Source organism: Luteibacter yeojuensis (assembly GCF_011742875.1).
In the GTDB taxonomy this organism is placed as follows: Bacteria; Pseudomonadota; Gammaproteobacteria; order Xanthomonadales; family Rhodanobacteraceae; genus Luteibacter; species Luteibacter yeojuensis.
Window position 1 is genome coordinate 1,441,754 of sequence record NZ_JAAQTL010000001.1, and the last position, 17,498, is coordinate 1,459,251.

Here is a 17,498-nt window from a genome sequence, read left to right on the forward strand (position 1 = left end):
GGATCAACCCTTCATGCTGTCGATTTCGGCGACGTTGATCGTGCTGCGGTTACGGAACAGCAGGACCAGGATCGCCAGGCCGATGGCGGATTCCGCCGCGGCCACGGTGAGGATGAAGAACACGAACACCTGGCCGCCCACGTCGCCGAAGAAGCGCGAGAAGGCCACGAAGTTGGTGTTCACCGCCAGGAGCATCAGCTCGATCGCCATGAGCAGCACGATCACGTTCTTGCGGTTGATGAACAGGCCGGCGACGGCGATGCAGAACAGGATCGCGCCGAGGACGATGTAGTGGGAAAGCGTGATCACGGGGCGTTCTCCTGCGGGGGCACGACGACCGGGGCCGGCTTCACCGATGCCGGCTGCTCGACGGCGACCTTCACGACGCGGACGCGGTCGGTGGCCTTCACGGCAACCTGTTCCGCCGCGGACTGGTGACGCACGCCCAGGCGCTGGCGCAGGGTCAGGGCCACGGCGGCCACGATGCCCACGGTGAGGATCAGCGCGGCGATCTCGAACGGCAGCAGGAACTCGGTGTAGAGCGCCTGGCCCAGCCACGCGACGTTGGAGTCGCCGGCGGGATTGGGACCGAGCGTGTGCGCGTGCATGGCCTTCACGCCGATCATCGCCAGCATTTCGGCCAGCATGACCAGGGCGACGATGATGCCCACCGGCAGGTAGCGGATGAAGCCCTCGCGGACCGCCTCCTGCTTGATGTCGAGCATCATCACCACGAAGAGGAAGAGCACCATCACCGCGCCCACGTAGACGACCACGAGGGCGATGGCGAGGAACTCGGCTTCGGCCAGCAGCCAGACGCAGGCCATGCTGAAGAAGGTCAGCACCAGCGAGAGCACGGCGTGGACCGAGTTCTTCACGGAGATGACCATCAGGCCGCCGAGGACGGCCACGGCGCCGAAGAAGTAGAAACAGATGAGTTGGAGCAGGTCGGTATTCATCGCATGGGTCTCTTAGGCGCTCAGCGGTACGCCGCGTCCTGAGCGCGGGCGGCAGCGATGTCCTGCTCGAAGCGGTCGCCGATGGCCAGCAACTGGGCCTTCGTCACCACGTTCTCGCCACGATGTTCGAAGTGGTACTCGTGCACGTGCGTCTCCACGATCGAATCGACCGGGCAGCTTTCTTCGCAGAAACCGCAGAAGATGCACTTGAACAGGTCGATGTCGTAGCGCGTGGTGCGGCGCTGGCCGTCCTCGGCGCGCGGGGCCGAGTCGATCGTGATCGCCAGCGCCGGGCACACCGCCTCGCACAGCTTGCACGCGATGCAGCGCTCCTCGCCGTTGGCGTAACGACGCAGGGCGTGCAGGCCGCGGAAGCGGTTGGACTTGGGGATGTGCTCCATCGGGTAGCGCATCGTGTACTTCGGCTTGAACATGTAGCGCATGGTCAGCGCCATGCCCTGGAACAGCTCGATGAGCAGCAGGCTCTTGAAGTAATGGGTAACGCGGGTCATGGCTTTCAGGCTCCCGTGCCGAGGTGGACCCAGCCGAAATACTTCATGCAGCCGGCGACGAGGACCCAGACGATGGTGATGGGGATGAAGACCTTCCAGCCGAGGCGCATGATCTGGTCGTAGCGATAGCGCGGGAAGCTGGCGCGGAACCACAGGAACAGGAAGGCGAAGAGGAAGGCCTTGATGAACAGCCAGTGGAAGCCGCCGTGGCCGATGAGGCCCCAGGATTCCGGGAACGGCGACAGCCAGCCGCCCATGAACAGGATCGAGGCGAGGAAGCTCACCAGGATCATGTTGGCGTACTCGGCCAGGAAGAAGATGGCGAACGCGGAACCGGAGTACTCCACGTGGAAGCCGGCAACGATTTCCGACTCGCCTTCCGCCACGTCGAACGGCGCGCGGTTGGTTTCGGCCACGCCCGAGACGAAGTAGATGACGAACACCGGCAGCAGCGGCAGCCAGAACCAGTCGAAGAAGTTGCCGCTCTGCGCGTTGACGATGGCCGTGAGGTTGAGGCTGCCGGTCAGCACCAGCACGCACACGATCGACATGCCCATCGCCAGCTCGTACGAGATGACCTGGGCCGCCGCGCGCATGGCGCCGAGCATCGCGTAGCGCGAGTTCGACGACCAGCCGGCGAGGATGATGCCGTACACGCCCATCGAGGTCATCGCGAGCAGGTAGAGCACGCCGGCGTTGACGTCGGCGAGCACGGTCTCCGGACCGAAGGGCACCACCGCCCAGGCCGCCATGGCGGGCACGAGGGCCAGCATCGGCGCGAGGTAGTAGAGGAACTTGTTCGCGTTGGTCGGAAGGATCACTTCCTTCAGCAGCAGCTTCACCACGTCGGCGAAGGCCTGGAGCATGCCGAGGGGACCGATCTTGTTCGGCCCCATGCGCACGTGCATCCAGCCGATGACCTTGCGTTCCCAGTACACGAACATGGCCACCGAGATGATCAACGGCAGCATGATCGCCACGATGAACAGCACGGGGATCAACAGGTGATGGATGAGTTGATCGGCCATGGTCATGCCTTGCTCAGGGTGATGGCCGCGCCGTAAGGGGGCAGCATGGCGGTTTCGGGATGCGCGGCTTCGATCCACACGGCGCCGGCGGGCACCGTGGCGTCGATCGCCACCGGCAGGACGGCATCGCCGATGCGGGCGTTGCCGCCTTCGGCGAGGCCGAGCGCACCGGCGACGTCCGCGTTGATGCGGACGGCGGCCGGCCGGTTCAGCGGGTGCGCGTTCAGCGCGCCGGCACGGCGGAGCACCGCGTCGCCGCGATAGATCGGCGTCGTGGCGAGACGCGAGAGCGTCGCACCCGTGCCGCGCTGTGCGAGCTGCTGCCGGGTCTCCGGGTTGCGGACGGTCAGCCCGTCGCGCAGGCCGGCAAGGTCGTCGAACTCGAAGCCGGGCAGGCCCAGTTCGCCGCCGAGGGCACGCAGTACCTTCCAGCCCGGACGCGCGTCGCCCGGCGCCTTGGCACCGGCGAGGACGGTCTGGGCGTTGCCTTCGACGTTGACGAGCGTGGCGTCGATCTCCGGTGTGAGACCGATCGGCAGGATCACGTCCGCCGAGTCCTTCAGCGCCTCGCCCGCGAAGGCCGCGAAAGCCACGACGGTCTGCGCCGAGTGCATAGCCTGCAGCGCGAGCGCGCCATCGGCGAAATCGTGCGGCGGTTCCACGTTGTAAAGCACGTAGCCCTTGCGCGGCTGCGCCAGCATGGCGCGCGCGTCGAGGCCGCCCGCACCCGGCAGCACACCGATCGAGGACAGGCCCAGCGCGTTCGCGCCGACCGGGATCTCGTTGAAGGCGGCACCCGAGGCCTGGGCGATGAAGCGGGCGATGGCGCGCAACCACGACGCTTCCGGATGCGTGGCGGCGGCGTGACCGAGGATCACCACCGCGCCTTCGGTCGACAGCGCCTTGAAGGCGTCGCGATGGGCGTCGGTGGTTTCCACGCCCTGCAGCGCGGTGGCGAGCGACTCCGGCACGGCCGTGCCGTTCTCGCCGGCGGCCTTGGCCAGCACCAGGAGTTCGTTCACCAGCGCATGCGGAGCGGCGACCGACTCGCCGGCCAGCGGATAGTTGAAGTTGAAGTGCGCCGGGTTGACGGCATAGACCTTCGCGCCCTTCTTCACCGCCTGGCGCACGCGATGGTTGAGGAGCGGCACTTCCTGACGCAGGTCGGAACCGACCAGCAGCGCCGCCTTGACCTTGTCGAGCGACGCGACGGTCGAGGCGAACGGCTTCGCGAACGCGTTGTCGGCGAAATCGAGCTGGCGCAGGCGGTGGTCGATATGGGCGCTGCCCAGGCCACGGGCGAGGCGGACGAGCAGCTCGCCCTCCTCGTTCGAGGTGGCACCGTGCACCAGCATGCCGATGTCGGAACCGGCGACGCTCTTCAGCGCCTCGCGGGCGACCGACAGCGCGTCGTCCCAGGTGGTGGCCGACCACTGGCCGTTACGCTTCACCATCGGCGACTTCACGCGGTCCGCGGCGTACAGGCCCTGGTGGCTGTAGCGGTCGCGGTCCGAGAGCCAGCATTCGTTGATGGTTTCGTTGTCGCGCGGCACGTTGCGTAGCACTTCGCCGCGGCGCGTGTGCATCCACAGGTTCGAGCCCAGCGCGTCGTGGTAGCCGATGGACGGGCGCGCGATCAGTTCCCAGGCGCGGGCCTGGAACTGGAACGGCTTGTTGGTCAGCGCGCCGACCGGGCAGACGTCGATGATGTTGCCCGACAGTTCGCTCTCGATCGTCTTGCCGATATAGGTGCCGATCTCCAGGTTCTCGCCACGGCTCATGCCGCCGAGCTCGTACGTGCCGGCGATCTCGCTGGTGAAGCGGACGCAGCGCGTGCACTGGATGCAGCGGGTCATCTCGGTGGCGATCAGCGGGCCGAGGTTCTCGTCGGCGACGGTGCGCTTGCGCTCGTTGAAGCGCGACACCGAACGGCCGTAGCCGAGCGAAACGTCCTGCAGTTCGCACTCGCCGCCCTGGTCGCAGATCGGGCAGTCGAGCGGATGGTTGATGAGGAGGAACTCCATCACGTTGCGCTGCGACTTGAGCGCCTTGTCCGAACGCGTGAAGACCTTCATGCCCTCGCCCACCGGCGTGGCGCAGGCCGGCGCGGGTTTCGGCATCTTCTCGATTTCCACCAGGCACATGCGGCAGTTGGCGGCGATCGGGAGCTTGCGGTGGTAGCAGAAGCGCGGGATGGGAATACCGACGGCATCGGCCGCCTGGATGATCATCGACCCCTTGGCTACCTGCACCGGCACGCCGTCGATCTCGATGTTGACGAGGTCCGGCGCGGCATTGGCTACGGGCTGCGCACTCATGCAGCGACTCCAGTGGTGACCGTGTCAGCCGGGCCGTCCACCATCGAACGGCCGTGCTTCACGAAGTATTCGAATTCGTGCCAGAAGTGGTACAGGAAACCCTGCACCGGCCACGCGGCCGCTTCGCCGAAGGCGCAGATGGTGTGGCCCTCGATCTGGCCCGCGACCGCCTTCAGGCGATGCAGGTCGTCCTCGGTGCCCTTGCCTTCGACGATGCGCGACAGCACGCGATACATCCAGCCGGTGCCTTCGCGGCACGGGGTGCACTGGCCGCACGACTCCGCCATGTAGAAGCGGGCGATGCGATGGCAGGCGCTGACCATGCAGGTGGTCTCGTCCATCACGATCACGGCGCCCGAACCCAGACCCGACCCCGCCTTCTGAAGCGAGTCGTAGTCCATCGTGCATTCCATGATCTTTTCCGCCGGCAGCACCTTCATCGAGGAGCCGCCCGGGATGACCGCCTTCAGCTTGTTGCCCTTGCGCACGCCGCCGGCCATCTGGAGCAGGTCGGCGAACGAGGTGCCCAGCTTGATCTCGAAGTTGCCCGGGTTGTTGACGTGACCCGACACCGAGAAGATCTTCGGGCCGCCGTTGTTCGGCTTGCCGATGTTGAGGAACCACTCCGCGCCGTTACGCAGGATCGCGGGCACCGAGGCATACGTCTCGGTGTTGTTGATCGTGGTCGGGCGGCCATAGAGACCGAAGCCGGCCGGGAACGGCGGCTTGAAGCGCGGCTGGCCCTTCTTGCCTTCCAGCGATTCCATCAGCGCGGTTTCCTCGCCGCAGATGTACGCGCCGGCGCCGAGGGCGTTGTAGATGTCCACGTCGATGCCCGAACCGCCGATGTCCTTGCCGAGCAGGCCGGCCGCATAGGCTTCCTTCAGGGCTTCCTCGATGTGCTCGAACGGCTCGTGGTGGAACTCGCCGCGCAGGTAGTTGTAGGCGACGGTCGAGCCGGTGCAGTAGCAGGCGATCGCCAGGCCTTCGATGACCGAGTGCGGGTTGAAGCGCAGGATGTCGCGGTCCTTGCAGGTGCCCGGCTCGGATTCGTCCGAGTTGCACAGGATGTACTTCTGGCCCGGCGCGGTGCGCGGCATGAACGACCACTTCAGGCCCGTGGGGAAGCCGGCGCCGCCGCGGCCGCGCAGCGCGCTCTTCTTGATCTCTTCGATCAGCGCGGCGGGATCGGGCTTTTCGGCGAGGATCTTGCGCCAGGCCTTGTAGCCGTCGACCTTCTCGTAGCTCTCGAGGGCCCAGGGCTTTTCGAAATGCAGGGTCGTGTAGACGACCTGGTGTTCCTGCGGTGCGGGTCCGACAGGACCGGTGGTGCTAGCCATTGCCCTTACCTCACTTGAGACCGTCGAGGATCGCGTCGACCGATTCGGTCGTCAGCTTCTCGTGGTAGTGACCGTTGACGACCATCATCGGCGCGCCGGCGCATGCGGCCAGGCACTCCTCTTCCTGCTTGAGATAGATGCGGCCGTCGGCGGTGCTCTCGCCGGTCTTGATGCCGAGCTTCTTCTCGCAGTGGCGGACGAGCCCTTCGGCGCCGTTGAGCCAGCAGGAAATGTTGGTGCAGATGGCGACGTTGTTGCGACCGACGGGCGAGGTCTCGAACATCGAGTAGAAGCTCGCGATCTCGTAGGCCCAGATCGCCGGCAGGTCGAGGTACTTCGCGACCGCGGTGATCAGTTCGTCGTTAAGGTAACCCTGGTTCTGTTCCTGCGCGCCCATCAGGCCCTGGATCAGCGCCGAGCGCTTGCGGTCCGGCGGGAACTTGGACACCCAGTGATCGATGTGGGCACGCGTGTGATCGTTGAGCACGACGAGGGGATCGACGTCCTTGACCTGCTCGAAATGACCGGTGGCTTTCATGATTTAAGTTCACTCCGTCTTTCTTAGCGGTCGACTTCGCCGAAGACGAGATCGTAGGTGCCGATCATCGCAACGACGTCGGCCAGCATGTGGCCCCTCACGACAGCGTCGATCGAGGACAGGTGCGCGAAGCCGGGCGCGCGCAGGTGCACGCGGAAAGGCTTGTTCGCGCCGTCTGACACGAGGTAGCAGCCGAACTCGCCCTTGGGCGCCTCGACCGCGGCATAGGTCTCGCCCGCGGGCACGCCGTAGCCTTCGGTGAAGAGCTTGAAGTGGTGGATCAGCGCTTCCATGTCGTTTTTCATTTCTTCACGACTGGGCGGCGCGACCTTGTAGTTCTGCACCATCACCGGACCCGGGTTGGCCTTCAGCCATGCCACGCACTGCTGGATGATGCGGTTCGACTGGCGCATTTCCTCGACGCGCACGAGGTAGCGGTCGTAGCAATCGCCGTTGACGCCCACCGGGATGTCGAAGTCCATGTCCGCGTAGGCGGCGTACGGCTGCTTCTTGCGCAGGTCCCAGGCGATGCCCGAGCCGCGCAGCATGGCGCCGGTCATGCCCCAGGCCTGCGCCTGTTCGGGCGAGATCACGCCGATGCCGACCGTGCGCTGTTTCCAGATGCGGTTGTTGGTGAGCAGCGCTTCGTATTCGTCGACGCGTGCCGGGAAGTCGTTGGTGAACTCCGTCAGGTAGTCCAGCATCGAGCCTTCGCGCCAGGCGTTCAGGCGCTTCAGGTCGCCGCCCTTGTGCCACGGCGACTCGCGGTACTTCGACATCTGCTCCGGCAGGTCGCGGTACACGCCGCCCGGACGGTAGTACGTGGCGTGCATGCGCGCGCCCGACACCGCCTCGTACACGTCCATCAGTTCCTCGCGCTCACGGAACGCATAGAGGAAGACGGCCATGGCGCCGAGGTCGAGCGCGTTCGAGCCCACCCACATGAGGTGGTTGAGGATGCGGGTGATCTCGTCGAACATCGTGCGGATGTACTGCGCACGGAGCGGCGCCTCGATGCCGAGCAGGTTCTCGATGGCGCGCACGTAGGCGTGCTCGTTGCACATCATCGACACGTAGTCGAGACGGTCCATGTAACCGATGGACTGGTTGAACGGCTTGGACTCGGCGAGCTTTTCGGTGCCACGGTGCAGCAGGCCGATGTGCGGATCGGCGCGGACGATCGTCTCGCCGTCCATCTCCAGCACGAGGCGCAGCACGCCGTGCGCAGCGGGATGCTGCGGGCCGAAGTTCATCGTGTAATTGCGGATTTCTTCCACGGCTTAATTCTCCCGCCAGTGGTCGGCGGATTCCGCCCTGGCCTGATCGAGGTCGGCGTCGTTGCGGATCGTGCGCGGCACCAGCACGCGCGGCTCGATCGAAACCGGTTCGTACACCACGCGCTTCTGCTCGGGGTCGTAGCGGACCTCGACGTTGCCGATCAGCGGGAAGTCCTTGCGGAACGGATGACCGACGAAGCCGTAATCGGTAAGGATGCGGCGAAGGTCGGGATGACCGTCGAAGATGATGCCGTAGAGGTCGAACGTCTCGCGCTCGAACCAGTCGGCGCCCGGCCAGATCGGCGTGATCGACGGCACCACCGGGAACGCGTCGTCCTCGCAGGACGCGCGCAGGCGGATGCGCTGGTTGTGTTCGATCGACAGCAGGTGGATCACCGCGGCGAAGCGGCGCTGCTGCTCGACCCGCGGGCGTTCGGCCCAGGTGAAGCGGCCCGTGGCCTGCCCTTCCACGCCGCGCGAGAAGCTCTCGCCCTGCGCGGTGTCCGTGTCCCACTCCGTCTTGCCGTAACCGAAGTAGTCGACGCCGCAAACGTCGATGATGGTGCCGAAGCGGAAGCCGGCTTCGTCGCGCAACGCGGTGGCGACGGAGATGAGGTCGCGCGGAGCCACCTCGGCGGTGACTTCGTTGCGCTCCACCTTCACGCTCAGCATGTCGCCGAAGCGCGCGGCGAGCCGTTCGACCAGCGAGGTCTCGTTAGTAACGCTCATGATGCCCTGGCCCTGTTAGCGCGCGATCGTGTGGGTGCGGCGGATCTTCTTCTGCAGCTGCAGGATGCCGTGGATCAGCGCTTCGGCCGTCGGCGGGCAACCCGGCACGTAGATGTCGACCGGAACGATGCGATCGCAGCCACGCACGACCGAATAGGAATAGTGGTAATAGCCGCCGCCGTTGGCGCACGAGCCCATCGAGATGACCCACTTCGGGTCGGGCATCTGGTCGTAGACCTTGCGCAGCGCGGGGGCCATCTTGTTGACCAGCGTGCCGGCCACGATCATCACGTCGGACTGGCGCGGGCTGGGACGGAAGATCACGCCATAGCGGTCCAGGTCGAGGCGCGCGGCACCCGCGTGCATCATCTCGACGGCGCAGCAGGCGAGGCCGAAGGTCATCGGCCACATGGAACCGGTGCGGGCCCAGTTCATCAGGGCGTCGATGCTCGTGACGCCGAAGCCGCGGTTCACCGCCGGCGCGTCGCCGTTGGGACGCAGGATGTCGTCGACGAGGTTGAGCGGCTCCGGGTTGTGCATCACCCGGTCGATGCTGGTCATCACTCCCATTCGAGCGCTCCCTTCTTCCAGACGTAAGCGAAACCGACCACGAGCAGCGCGAGGAACAGCGCCATTTCGACGAGCGCGATCACGCCGATCTTGTCGAAGACCACCGCCCACGGGAAAAGGAAGGCGATTTCGAGGTCGAAGATGATGAAGAGGATGGCGATGAGGTAATAGCGCACGTCGAACTTCATGCGCGCATCCTCGAAGGCCTCGAAGCCGCACTCGTACGGCGCGAGCTTCTCCGCATCCGGACGCTTCGGACCGGCGAGCATGCCGATCACCAGGAGGGCGATGCCAAGGCCGACTGCTGCGGCGATGAACAACAGGACGGGCCAGTATTGGGCAAGCACGATGCTGCGTACCTCCGCGCCTCGCTGGGCGCATCAGTGACCGTCGACGGGGACGAGCGGTCCGGCTAGTGTCGCCGGAGCTTTTATCGAATCGATCCAAACGGTCCGATCCGAGCCGGCGCAACGAGCGCGCCAACGACTCCGGATATCCACAATCTCACGTTGGGGAACCGATCTATTGTACCAGTGCGTGCAGGTATGCCGACAAGTCTTAATGAAGGGAAACTGCCTTGCGAAAGTGGATTCGCAGGGTTTTCGCCCGGGACGGACGGACGCGAGGCGCAGGACGGCGCCTGGGGGTCACATGGTCTGGGTCGGACGTTCCGAGGCGAGGGTGCCCGCCAGCAGGCCCTCGATCCGCTGCCGGGCGGCCTCGCTTTCCGGCGACTCGTTGAACTGGACCCCTACCCCCGCCGTCCGGTTGCCCTGGGCGCCCACAGGCGTGATCCAGACCACCTTGCCGGCCACGGAGATGCGCTCGTTCTCGTCGATCAGGGTCACCAGGAGGGCTACCTCGTCGCCCAGGCTGTAGCGCTGGGCGGTGGGCGCGAACAGGCCGCCCGTCTTCAGGTACGGCATGTACGAGATGTACAGCGAGTTCACGTCCTTGATCTTCAGCGAAAGGATGCCCTGTCGCGGAGACGAGCTGGTGGCGTTCATGGACATAGGATTCCCTTGATTGACGCCATGCTAGCTACCCCACCGGCCGGGCGACAAGCCCGACCGGCTCCGGGTCCTGCCCGGCCCAGCCATAGCGGTCGTAGATCCATGGGGTGGACAGGTCGGCGGTGAGCTTCACGAACGCCGGGCCGGGGGTATCGCGGAGGGGAAGTATCCAGTCCCCGCCCGCCCGCTCCAGCGGTGCCTTGCGCCAGGGCCAGACGGCCACGCCCTGCCCGTCCGCGAGGACCACCCGCAGCCTGGCCCGGGCGAGCGGGCCCGGCCGCCACGGCAGGCGCAACGCCCCCGTACCCGGCGCCGGCGGGGGCCGGTCGAAGCGCTCCGGCCGCGACGCGATGCGGAGCATCCGCTTCCGGCTGAGGGCCATCTGCGTCGCATGCTCCAGCACGGCGCCGATCTTGGTCGCCTGGCGCTCCGGGTCCAGGTCCGGCACGAGCAGGTCTTCCGGCGCGGACCGCTCCGTGCCGTGGACCATGTAGGTCAGCACCTCGGCCATGGACCCGGTGGCGGCGAGCGCCAGGCGTACCAGCACGTGGGCCGAGCCATGGTCGGGATGACTGTCGCCCAGGTCGGGAATGACGACGAGGTTCGGCCGCGCACGCTCCAGCACCCGGCGGATGGCGCCGAGGGCCTGGCCGTGGCGCAGGCGCAGCTCGCTGGTCACCTGCATGTCGTGCCAGCCAAGGGCGTGCAGGTGGTCGGTGCCCAGGCCGAGCCGGCCCAGCGCTGCCGCGACCTCGCCGCGCCGCCGTGCGCCCCAGCGCGCCCGCGCCTCGGCACCCACCACGAGGCGCCGCTCGAGCCAGCGCTGCGGCCAGGGATTGTCGTCGCCGTCGGTCAGGAGGAGCACGTCGGCACGCCCGCCCGCGGCGAGCGTGCGCTGGATCAGCATGCCGGCGGCCAGCGATTCGTCGTCGGGATGCGGCGCGACGACAAGGAGGCGGGTGCTGCCGTCGATGACCGGATGGCGTGGCAAGGAGAACTCCGAGGATCGAAACGTCGGCTCGATTAAGACCGAAGCCGCGATAAAAGCGCGTCAACGGCTCTCGCAGGAAAACCGGCTCTCAACGCCAGGCGGCCAGCACCTCGAGCAGGACGAGGTCGGCCCGCAGCGGCCCCCGCAAGGCATCGCGCGCGCGGTTCGCCTTCGTGTACCAGCCGTCGAGCGCCTCGTCGTCGAGCTGGCTCTCCAGCGGCGGCGGCGTTCCGGATGCCCGGGCGCGCAATTCGTCGGTGACGGCCTGCGCGGCGAACCACAGGTAGCGCGACGGATCGGCAGCCTGCCAGCGCTTCACGACCTCCATCGCGTCGCCGCGTCCCGCGGCAAGCGCCTTGAGGTCGTGGCGAACCTCGCCGCGTTGCTTGAGCGCGCCATCGGCGGCCCACGTGCGCGCCATGCCCGGATTGCCTCCGGCGGCATCCAGCGCGGCGGCCGCATCGGCCACGCCCTGGGCGCGCAGCCAGTCGAGCGCGGTCTCGCGCGGCGGCACCAGGAAATCGATGCGCTGGCAGCGGCTGCGGATCGTCGCCGGCAGTCGCGCCGGCTCGTCGGCGACCAACGCCAGGAGGGTCGAGGGCGTCGGCTCCTCGAGCGTCTTGAGCAACGCGTTCGCCGCCGCGGCGTTCATCGCGTCCGCCGGGTCGATCGTCACCACCTGCCAGCCGCCGAACTGGCTGGCCATCGACAGCCTTTGGGAAAGATCGCGGATCTGGTCCACGACGATCTCGCTGCGCGTGGCGCCGTCCTTGCGCAGCCCGAACGACAGCGCGACCAGGTCGGGATGCGTGCCGGCAGCCACCAGCTGGCAGGCGCGGCAGGTGCCGCAGGCCATGCCTTGCACCGGGTGCTGGCAGAGCAGGCCTTTCACGAAGGCGGCGAGGAAGTCGCGCTTGCCCAGGCCGGCCGGCCCGGCAAGCAGCAACGCATGCGGGAGCGCGCCGCGCTCGCGCCGCGCCTGCAGGCGCGACCACGCCTCGTCGTGCCAGGGCCACAGGCTCACGACGGTGCCCCCGCGAGCAGCGCCTCGACGCCGGCGATCGCCTGGGCGAGCACGTCGTCCTTCGATGCCGTGGCATCGAGCAGGCGGAAGCGCGCGGGTTCCGCCGCGGCGCGGGCGCGATAGGTGTCGCGCACACGCTCGAAGAATGCGTCGCCTTCCACTTCGATGCGGTCGATCTCGCCGCGGCCCGCCGCGCGCGCGCGGCCGTCGCCGACCGGCAGGTCGAGCAGGAGCGTCACGTCGGGCTTCAGGCCCTCGGCGGCCCAGCGCTCCAGCTCGGCGATGCGCTCCATGGGCTGGCCGCGACCACCGCCCTGGTAGGCATAGCTGGCATCGGTGAAGCGGTCGCAGAGCACCCAGCGGCCCGCGGCGAGCGCGGGCTCGATCACCTGGCGGACGAGTTGCGCGCGGGAGGCGAACATGAGCAGCAGCTCGGATTCGGCACAGAGTTCGTTGTTCGCGGCGTCCAGCACGAGGGCGCGGACGGCCTCGCCCACGGCGGTGCCGCCCGGTTCGCGCGTCACGACGAGGTCCACGCCATGCCCGCGCAGGTGCGCTTCCAGGCCACGCAGCAAGGTGCTCTTGCCGGCGCCTTCGCCGCCTTCGAGGGTGATGAGCCGGCCGCGTTGGGAGATCGTCACTGGCATCGTTTCAACTGGTAGCAGGCCACGGCCCGGTTGTGTTGTTCCAGGGTCGACGAGAAGACGTGGCTGCCGTCGCCCCGGGCGACGAAATACAGCTCATTGCCTTCCGCCGGATGCAGCGCCGCCTGGATCGCCGCACGCCCGGGAAGGGCGATCGGCGTCGGCGGCAGGCCGACCCGCATGTACGTATTGTAGGGACTGTCGGCGGTGAGGTCGCTGCGGCGGATGTTCCCGGCGTAAGCCGCGCCCATGCCGTAAATGACGGTCGGGTCCGTCTGCAGGAGCATGCGCAGCTGCAGGCGGCGCACGAAGACCCCGGCGATGCGCGGACGCTCGTCCGCCCTGCCCGTTTCCTTCTCCACGATGGACGCGAGGATCAATGCCTCGTAGGGCGAGGCGAGCGGCAGGTCCGGCGCGCGCCCGGCCCAGGCCACATCCAGCGTCTTCGTCATCGCCGCATACGCGCGCTTCAGGATGCTGGAGTCGGTATCGCCCTTCACGTACGCATAGGTTTCCGGAAGGAAGCGCCCTTCCGGGTTCTCACCCTCGGCACCCAGGCGCTTCATCAGCCCAGCGTCGTCGACCCCCGCCGTGTCGTGCGCGAGCGTGTCCACCGAAGCCAGCGCGCGGCGCAGGTCGGCGAACGTCCAGCCGTCGACGATGGTGAAGTTGCGCTGCTTGACCTTACCGGCCGCCATGTCGGCGATCAGTTCGCGCGGCGTCATCGCCGGGCGCAGTGCGTATTCGCCCGCGTGCAGGCGGCCCGAAGCGCGCATCTCCATCGCCAGCAGGCGCCAGTAGAGCGGCGAGGCCCGCGTGACCTTGCGCGCGCGCAGGTCGCGCACGATGTCCTTGAACGAGGCGCCCCGCGCGACGTCGATGCTCTGCCCCGCCACGGGAATGTCCAGCGGCGCGCGGGCGAACCGCGCCCAGTCGAACCACAGCCACGCACCCGCGGCGATCGCCGCGACCAGCACCGTCATCAGGAGGGCTCGCCAAAGGGCGAGGCCGCGAATCTTCATCGGTGGAAATCCTTGGGACCTTCAAGCGACGGCAGGCCGATGTCGCGCCAGTGCGCCTGCAGGGCGCGGGTGACGGGACCGGGCTGCCACGAGCGGGCTCCGAAGACCCGAACCGGGAGAATGCCGCGAACGGCCGATGTGAGGAAGACCTCGTCGGCCCGTTCCAGTCGAACCGGGTTCAGCCGTGTCTCCGCCACCTCGCGTACCGCCATCACTTCCGCGCGCGCGACGCCCGCCACCCCGCAGCGATCGACCGGCGGCGTCTCCAGCCGCCCACCGAACACCGCGAAGAGATTCGCGGCCGTGGCGCAGACGAGGTCGCCGGCGGTATCGAGCATCAGGCCCTCGGCGATGCCGGGGTCGTCCCACTCGCCACGCGCCATGACCTGCTCGAGGCGGTTGAGGTGCTTCATCCCGGCGAGCAGCGGCTGGATCGCAAGGCGGGTCGCGCACAGGCGGACGGCGATGCCGGCGAGGGCCGCCGGGGCGTCCAGCGCCAGCGGCGAGACCGCGACCGCCAGGACCGGTCGCGGCGCGGCCGGCGGCGCATAGCCGCGCGTTCCCGGACCGCGGGTGAGCGTGACGCGGGCCACGGCATCGTCGAGGCCGTCGGCGAGACGAAGCGCTTCGTTCAACACGGCCCCCATGTCGGGCGGGGGGATCCGCAGGCGCTCGCAACCCGCGCGCAGGCGTGCCGCGTGACGTGGCCACAACGGTGCCCGTCCGCGCACGATGCGCAAGGTCTCGAACAGGCCGTCGCCGTAGGTGAAACCGCGATCCGACACGGACACACGGTCCGTGTCGAGGAAATCGACGGAGACCCGCGCCGTCATGCCAGCCCGAACACGCGGAGCAGGCCGCGCGCCTTCGCGCGGGTTTCCTCCAGCTCGCGCTCGGGCACCGAGTCCGTGACGATGCCCGCACCCGCGCGCAGCGAGACCGAGGTGCCTTCCACGGACAGCGTGCGGATGAGGATGTTGAGATCCATGTCGCCGTTGTCGTCGAGGTAGCCGAGTGCGCCGGTGTAGGCGCCGCGGGGTTCCCGCTCGAGCGCGCCGATGATTTCCATGCAGCGCACCTTCGGGCAGCCGGTGATGGTCCCGCCCGGGAACGTCGCCGCGATCGCCTGTCCTGGCGTCACGCCCTCGCGTGCGCGGCCGCGCACGTTGGACACGATGTGGTGCACGTGCGCATAGCTCTCCACCACCATGAACTCGTCGACCGACACGCTGCCGGGCACGCATACGCGGCCGAGGTCGTTGCGCTCGAGATCGATCAGCATCACGTGCTCGGCACGCTCCTTCGGATGGGTGACGAGTTCGCGCACCCGCGCCGCATCGTCGTCGCCGGCGACACGTGGCCGCGTGCCGGCAATCGGCCGCGTCTGCAGCACACCGTCGCGCGCCTCCACCAGGCGCTCGGGCGACGAACTGACGACGGCCCAGCCGGGACGTTGCAGCAGGCCCGCGAAGGGTGCCGGATTCGCCGCGCGCAGCGCGCGCATGAGGCTCGCCGGCGATGGCGCATCGGCGAAGCGCGCCGTCCACCGGCGCGAAAGGTTCACCTGGAACACGTCGCCCGCATGCAGGTGCTCCTGCACGCGGCGCACACCCTCGAGGAAACGCGACGGTTCGTCCTCGTCGACCGCGACCGGCATCGGCAACGCCTCGTCGGCATCGGCGGTATCGAGGTCGGCGGCGAGGATATCGAGCCACGCCTCGGCGCCCTCTTCCGCCACGAGCACGGTGCGCCCTTCGACATGGTCGACGATGGCGGCGGCCGGTGCGCGCAGGGCCAGGGCGACAGGTGTCGCGCCGACCGACGCGGGCAACCGCAGGCTCGGCTCGATCTGCCCGACGAGTTCGTAAGCGAGATAGACCACCCAGCCGCCGTGGAACGGCAGGCCGTCCTCCACGCGCGGGCGGCGGTACGCGGCCCAGGCGGCATCGAGGGCGTCGAGGAAGCCGCCGGGCCGGGCCTTCCCGCCTTCGTCGCGGGTGATGCCATCGGCCGAGAGCGTCAGCGATTCGTTGCCCACGGCGAAGAGGATGTCGAAGCGCGCCTGCGGCGTGCCGGTGACGGCGCTGGCGAGCAGCGCCGCGTAGCGCTCCGGATACGACGCGGCCGGCGCGAGGAGATCGCGCCGGCCGGCCAGGGTTCGCGTGACGAAGGCCAACGCGTCAGACGCGACGGAAGACGAGCGTGCCGTTAGTGCCGCCGAAGCCGAACGAGTTCGACATGACGACCTGGATGTCGGCCTTCTCCGCCTTGTTCGGCACGAGGTCCATGCCGAGCGCCTCGACCTCGGGATCGACGTTCTCGAGGTTCATGGTCGGCGGGATGATGCCGTCGCGCAGTGCCAGGATCGAGAAGATCGCCTCCACGCCGCCGGCCGCGCCGAGCAGGTGGCCGGTGACCGACTTGGTGGAGCTGACGGCGAACTTGCCCTTCTGCGTGGCATGCTCGCCGAACACGTTGCGGATGGCCTTGGCCTCGCCCAGGTCGCCCACGGGCGTGGACGTGCCATGCGCGTTCACGTACTGGACGTCTTCCGCCTTCAGGCCGGCGTCGTGCAGCGCGTTGCGCATGGCCAGTTCCGCGCCGTCGCCGCTGGGCGCGGTGATGTGGTACGCGTCGCCGCTCATGCCGAAGCCGATCAGCTCGGCGAGGATGGTGGCGCCGCGCGCCTTGGCGAACTCGTATTCCTCGAGCATGAGCATGCCCGCGCCGTTGGACAGCAGGAAGCCGTCGCGGCCGGTATCCCACGGACGGCTGGCGTGCGTCGGATCGTCGTTGCGGGTGGACATGGCCTTGGCCGAGCAGAAGCCCGCCATCGCCGTCGGCGTGGTGGCGAACTCGGCGCCGCCGGCCAGCATCGCGTCGGCATCGCCGTACTGGATGAGGCGCATGGCCATGCCGATGTTGTGCGCGGCCGTGGTGCAGGCCGACACCAGCGCGATGTTCGGCCCCTTCATGCCGTGGTAGATCGACAGGTTGCCGGCCACCATGTTGATGATGGAGCTGGGCACGAAGAACGGCGACACCTTGCGCGGCCCCTTGTCGCGAAGTTCGATCGCGGTGGCCTCGATGGTGTGCAGGCCACCGATGCCGGCGCCCGCGGCGATGCCGATGCGGCCCGCGTTCTCGTCGGTGACCTTCAGGCCCGACTGGCGGAACGCATGCGTGCCCGCGACGATGCCGTAGTGGATGAACGGATCCATCCGCTTGAAGTCCTTCGCGATGCCGCGCTTCTCGTCGTCACTGGCATCGGTACCGACGAAATAGGCTTCCACGGGATCGAAGTCGCGGACTTCGCCCGCGATCTTCGTCGCGTAGGCCGTGGCGTCGAAATCGCTGACGGGGCCGATGCCGCTGTTGCCTTCGACGACATTCTTCCACGCGGTGGCGAGGTCGTTGCCGACCGGAGAGACGATGCCCATGCCGGTCACTACCACACGTCGCTTACTCATGCGTTCTCATCCTTCACTTGTTTCGCGCGAACCATACGCGGGCGCAGGTTGCCTTACACGCAA

At 67.9% G+C, this 17,498-nt stretch carries 19 protein-coding genes; all 19 read right to left on the bottom strand.

What is annotated here, in order from left to right; genetic code table 11:
- Positions 1-3: 3 nt before the first annotated feature.
- The gene (gene nuoK / locus HBF32_RS06395; RefSeq protein WP_036112219.1) at positions 4-309 is read right to left on the bottom strand and encodes an NADH-quinone oxidoreductase subunit NuoK; all 306 of its coding nucleotides are present in this window, start codon (positions 307-309) and stop codon (positions 4-6) included.
- Positions 306-959, bottom strand: a complete 654-nt coding sequence (locus HBF32_RS06400) for an NADH-quinone oxidoreductase subunit J (protein ID WP_166698873.1) — start codon at positions 957-959, stop codon at positions 306-308. Before HBF32_RS06400 ends, nuoK begins: the two co-directional genes overlap by 4 nt.
- 20 nt (positions 960-979) lie before the next feature.
- Complete coding sequence (nuoI, locus tag HBF32_RS06405) at positions 980-1,471, bottom strand: NADH-quinone oxidoreductase subunit NuoI (RefSeq protein ID WP_166698874.1); 492 nt, start codon at positions 1,469-1,471, stop codon at positions 980-982.
- Positions 1,472-1,476: 5 nt separating this feature from the next.
- Positions 1,477-2,499: an NADH-quinone oxidoreductase subunit NuoH gene (nuoH, locus tag HBF32_RS06410; protein WP_166698875.1), complete on the bottom strand. Its 1,023-nt coding sequence runs from the start codon at positions 2,497-2,499 to the stop codon at positions 1,477-1,479.
- 2 nt (positions 2,500-2,501) lie between these two features.
- The gene (gene nuoG, locus HBF32_RS06415; RefSeq protein WP_166698876.1) at positions 2,502-4,817 is read right to left on the bottom strand and encodes an NADH-quinone oxidoreductase subunit NuoG; all 2,316 of its coding nucleotides are present in this window, start codon (positions 4,815-4,817) and stop codon (positions 2,502-2,504) included.
- The gene (gene nuoF, locus HBF32_RS06420) at positions 4,814-6,157 is read right to left on the bottom strand and encodes an NADH-quinone oxidoreductase subunit NuoF (RefSeq protein WP_166698877.1); all 1,344 of its coding nucleotides are present in this window, start codon (positions 6,155-6,157) and stop codon (positions 4,814-4,816) included. Before nuoF ends, nuoG begins: the two co-directional genes overlap by 4 nt.
- Before the next feature lie 10 nt (positions 6,158-6,167).
- Positions 6,168-6,695 carry an NADH-quinone oxidoreductase subunit NuoE gene (nuoE, locus tag HBF32_RS06425; protein WP_166698878.1) on the bottom strand — a complete coding sequence of 176 codons (528 nt, stop codon included), beginning with the start codon at positions 6,693-6,695 and terminating at the stop codon, positions 6,168-6,170.
- 23 nt (positions 6,696-6,718) lie between these two features.
- Positions 6,719-7,948, bottom strand: coding sequence for an NADH-quinone oxidoreductase subunit D (locus tag HBF32_RS06430; RefSeq protein WP_193570431.1), 1,230 nt, complete (start codon positions 7,946-7,948; stop codon positions 6,719-6,721).
- Positions 7,949-7,975: 27 nt separating this feature from the next.
- Positions 7,976-8,701: an NADH-quinone oxidoreductase subunit C gene (locus HBF32_RS06435; RefSeq protein ID WP_166698880.1), complete on the bottom strand. Its 726-nt coding sequence runs from the start codon at positions 8,699-8,701 to the stop codon at positions 7,976-7,978.
- 15 nt (positions 8,702-8,716) lie between these two features.
- Complete coding sequence (locus tag HBF32_RS06440; protein WP_166698881.1) at positions 8,717-9,271, bottom strand: NuoB/complex I 20 kDa subunit family protein; 555 nt, start codon at positions 9,269-9,271, stop codon at positions 8,717-8,719.
- Entirely contained in the window at positions 9,262-9,618 is a 357-nt protein-coding gene (locus HBF32_RS06445; RefSeq protein WP_166698882.1) for an NADH-quinone oxidoreductase subunit A, read from the bottom strand. The genes HBF32_RS06440 and HBF32_RS06445 overlap by 10 nt, the downstream gene beginning before the upstream one ends.
- Positions 9,619-9,918: 300 nt before the next feature.
- Positions 9,919-10,278, bottom strand: a complete 360-nt coding sequence (locus tag HBF32_RS06450; protein WP_166698883.1) for a PilZ domain-containing protein — start codon at positions 10,276-10,278, stop codon at positions 9,919-9,921.
- A 34-nt stretch (positions 10,279-10,312) separates the two neighbouring features.
- A complete protein-coding gene (locus HBF32_RS06455) occupies positions 10,313-11,275 on the bottom strand; it encodes a PIG-L deacetylase family protein (RefSeq protein ID WP_166698884.1) in 963 nt (320 codons plus the stop codon).
- An 88-nt stretch (positions 11,276-11,363) separates the two neighbouring features.
- On the bottom strand, positions 11,364-12,299 hold the full coding sequence (gene holB / locus HBF32_RS06460) for a DNA polymerase III subunit delta' (RefSeq protein ID WP_166698885.1): 936 nt from the start codon (positions 12,297-12,299) through the stop codon (positions 11,364-11,366).
- Positions 12,296-12,946 carry a dTMP kinase gene (tmk, locus tag HBF32_RS06465; protein ID WP_166698886.1) on the bottom strand — a complete coding sequence of 217 codons (651 nt, stop codon included), beginning with the start codon at positions 12,944-12,946 and terminating at the stop codon, positions 12,296-12,298. Before tmk ends, holB begins: the two co-directional genes overlap by 4 nt.
- A complete protein-coding gene (mltG, locus tag HBF32_RS06470; protein WP_166698887.1) occupies positions 12,937-13,965 on the bottom strand; it encodes an endolytic transglycosylase MltG in 1,029 nt (342 codons plus the stop codon). The genes tmk and mltG overlap by 10 nt, the downstream gene beginning before the upstream one ends.
- Positions 13,962-14,798 carry an aminodeoxychorismate lyase gene (gene pabC / locus HBF32_RS06475; protein WP_166698888.1) on the bottom strand — a complete coding sequence of 279 codons (837 nt, stop codon included), beginning with the start codon at positions 14,796-14,798 and terminating at the stop codon, positions 13,962-13,964. Before pabC ends, mltG begins: the two co-directional genes overlap by 4 nt.
- Positions 14,795-16,141, bottom strand: coding sequence for an aminodeoxychorismate synthase component I (locus tag HBF32_RS06480; protein ID WP_425482184.1), 1,347 nt, complete (start codon positions 16,139-16,141; stop codon positions 14,795-14,797). Before HBF32_RS06480 ends, pabC begins: the two co-directional genes overlap by 4 nt.
- A 4-nt stretch (positions 16,142-16,145) precedes the next feature.
- Entirely contained in the window at positions 16,146-17,435 is a 1,290-nt protein-coding gene (gene fabF, locus HBF32_RS06485) for a beta-ketoacyl-ACP synthase II (protein WP_166698889.1), read from the bottom strand.
- Positions 17,436-17,498: the final 63 nt, after the last annotated feature.

Excerpts from the sequence above, each read along its gene's own strand:
- HBF32_RS06400 (WP_166698873.1), bottom strand. The coding sequence starts at position 959 with ATGAATACCGACCTGCTCCAACTCATCTGTTTCTACTTCTTCGGCGCC.
- nuoI (WP_166698874.1), bottom strand. The coding sequence starts at position 1,471 with ATGACCCGCGTTACCCATTACTTCAAGAGCCTGCTGCTCATCGAGCTG.
- nuoH (WP_166698875.1), bottom strand. The coding sequence starts at position 2,499 with ATGGCCGATCAACTCATCCATCACCTGTTGATCCCCGTGCTGTTCATC.
- nuoG (WP_166698876.1), bottom strand. The coding sequence starts at position 4,817 with ATGAGTGCGCAGCCCGTAGCCAATGCCGCGCCGGACCTCGTCAACATC.
- nuoF (WP_166698877.1), bottom strand. The coding sequence starts at position 6,157 with ATGGCTAGCACCACCGGTCCTGTCGGACCCGCACCGCAGGAACACCAG.
- nuoE (WP_166698878.1), bottom strand. The coding sequence starts at position 6,695 with ATGAAAGCCACCGGTCATTTCGAGCAGGTCAAGGACGTCGATCCCCTC.
- HBF32_RS06430 (WP_193570431.1), bottom strand. The coding sequence starts at position 7,948 with ATGAACTTCGGCCCGCAGCATCCCGCTGCGCACGGCGTGCTGCGCCTC.
- HBF32_RS06435 (WP_166698880.1), bottom strand. The coding sequence starts at position 8,701 with ATGAGCGTTACTAACGAGACCTCGCTGGTCGAACGGCTCGCCGCGCGC.
- HBF32_RS06440 (WP_166698881.1), bottom strand. The coding sequence starts at position 9,271 with ATGGGAGTGATGACCAGCATCGACCGGGTGATGCACAACCCGGAGCCG.
- HBF32_RS06450 (WP_166698883.1), bottom strand. The coding sequence starts at position 10,278 with ATGAACGCCACCAGCTCGTCTCCGCGACAGGGCATCCTTTCGCTGAAG.
- tmk (WP_166698886.1), bottom strand. The coding sequence starts at position 12,946 with ATGCCAGTGACGATCTCCCAACGCGGCCGGCTCATCACCCTCGAAGGC.
- mltG (WP_166698887.1), bottom strand. The coding sequence starts at position 13,965 with ATGAAGATTCGCGGCCTCGCCCTTTGGCGAGCCCTCCTGATGACGGTG.
- pabC (WP_166698888.1), bottom strand. The coding sequence starts at position 14,798 with ATGACGGCGCGGGTCTCCGTCGATTTCCTCGACACGGACCGTGTGTCC.
- fabF (WP_166698889.1), bottom strand. The coding sequence starts at position 17,435 with ATGAGTAAGCGACGTGTGGTAGTGACCGGCATGGGCATCGTCTCTCCG.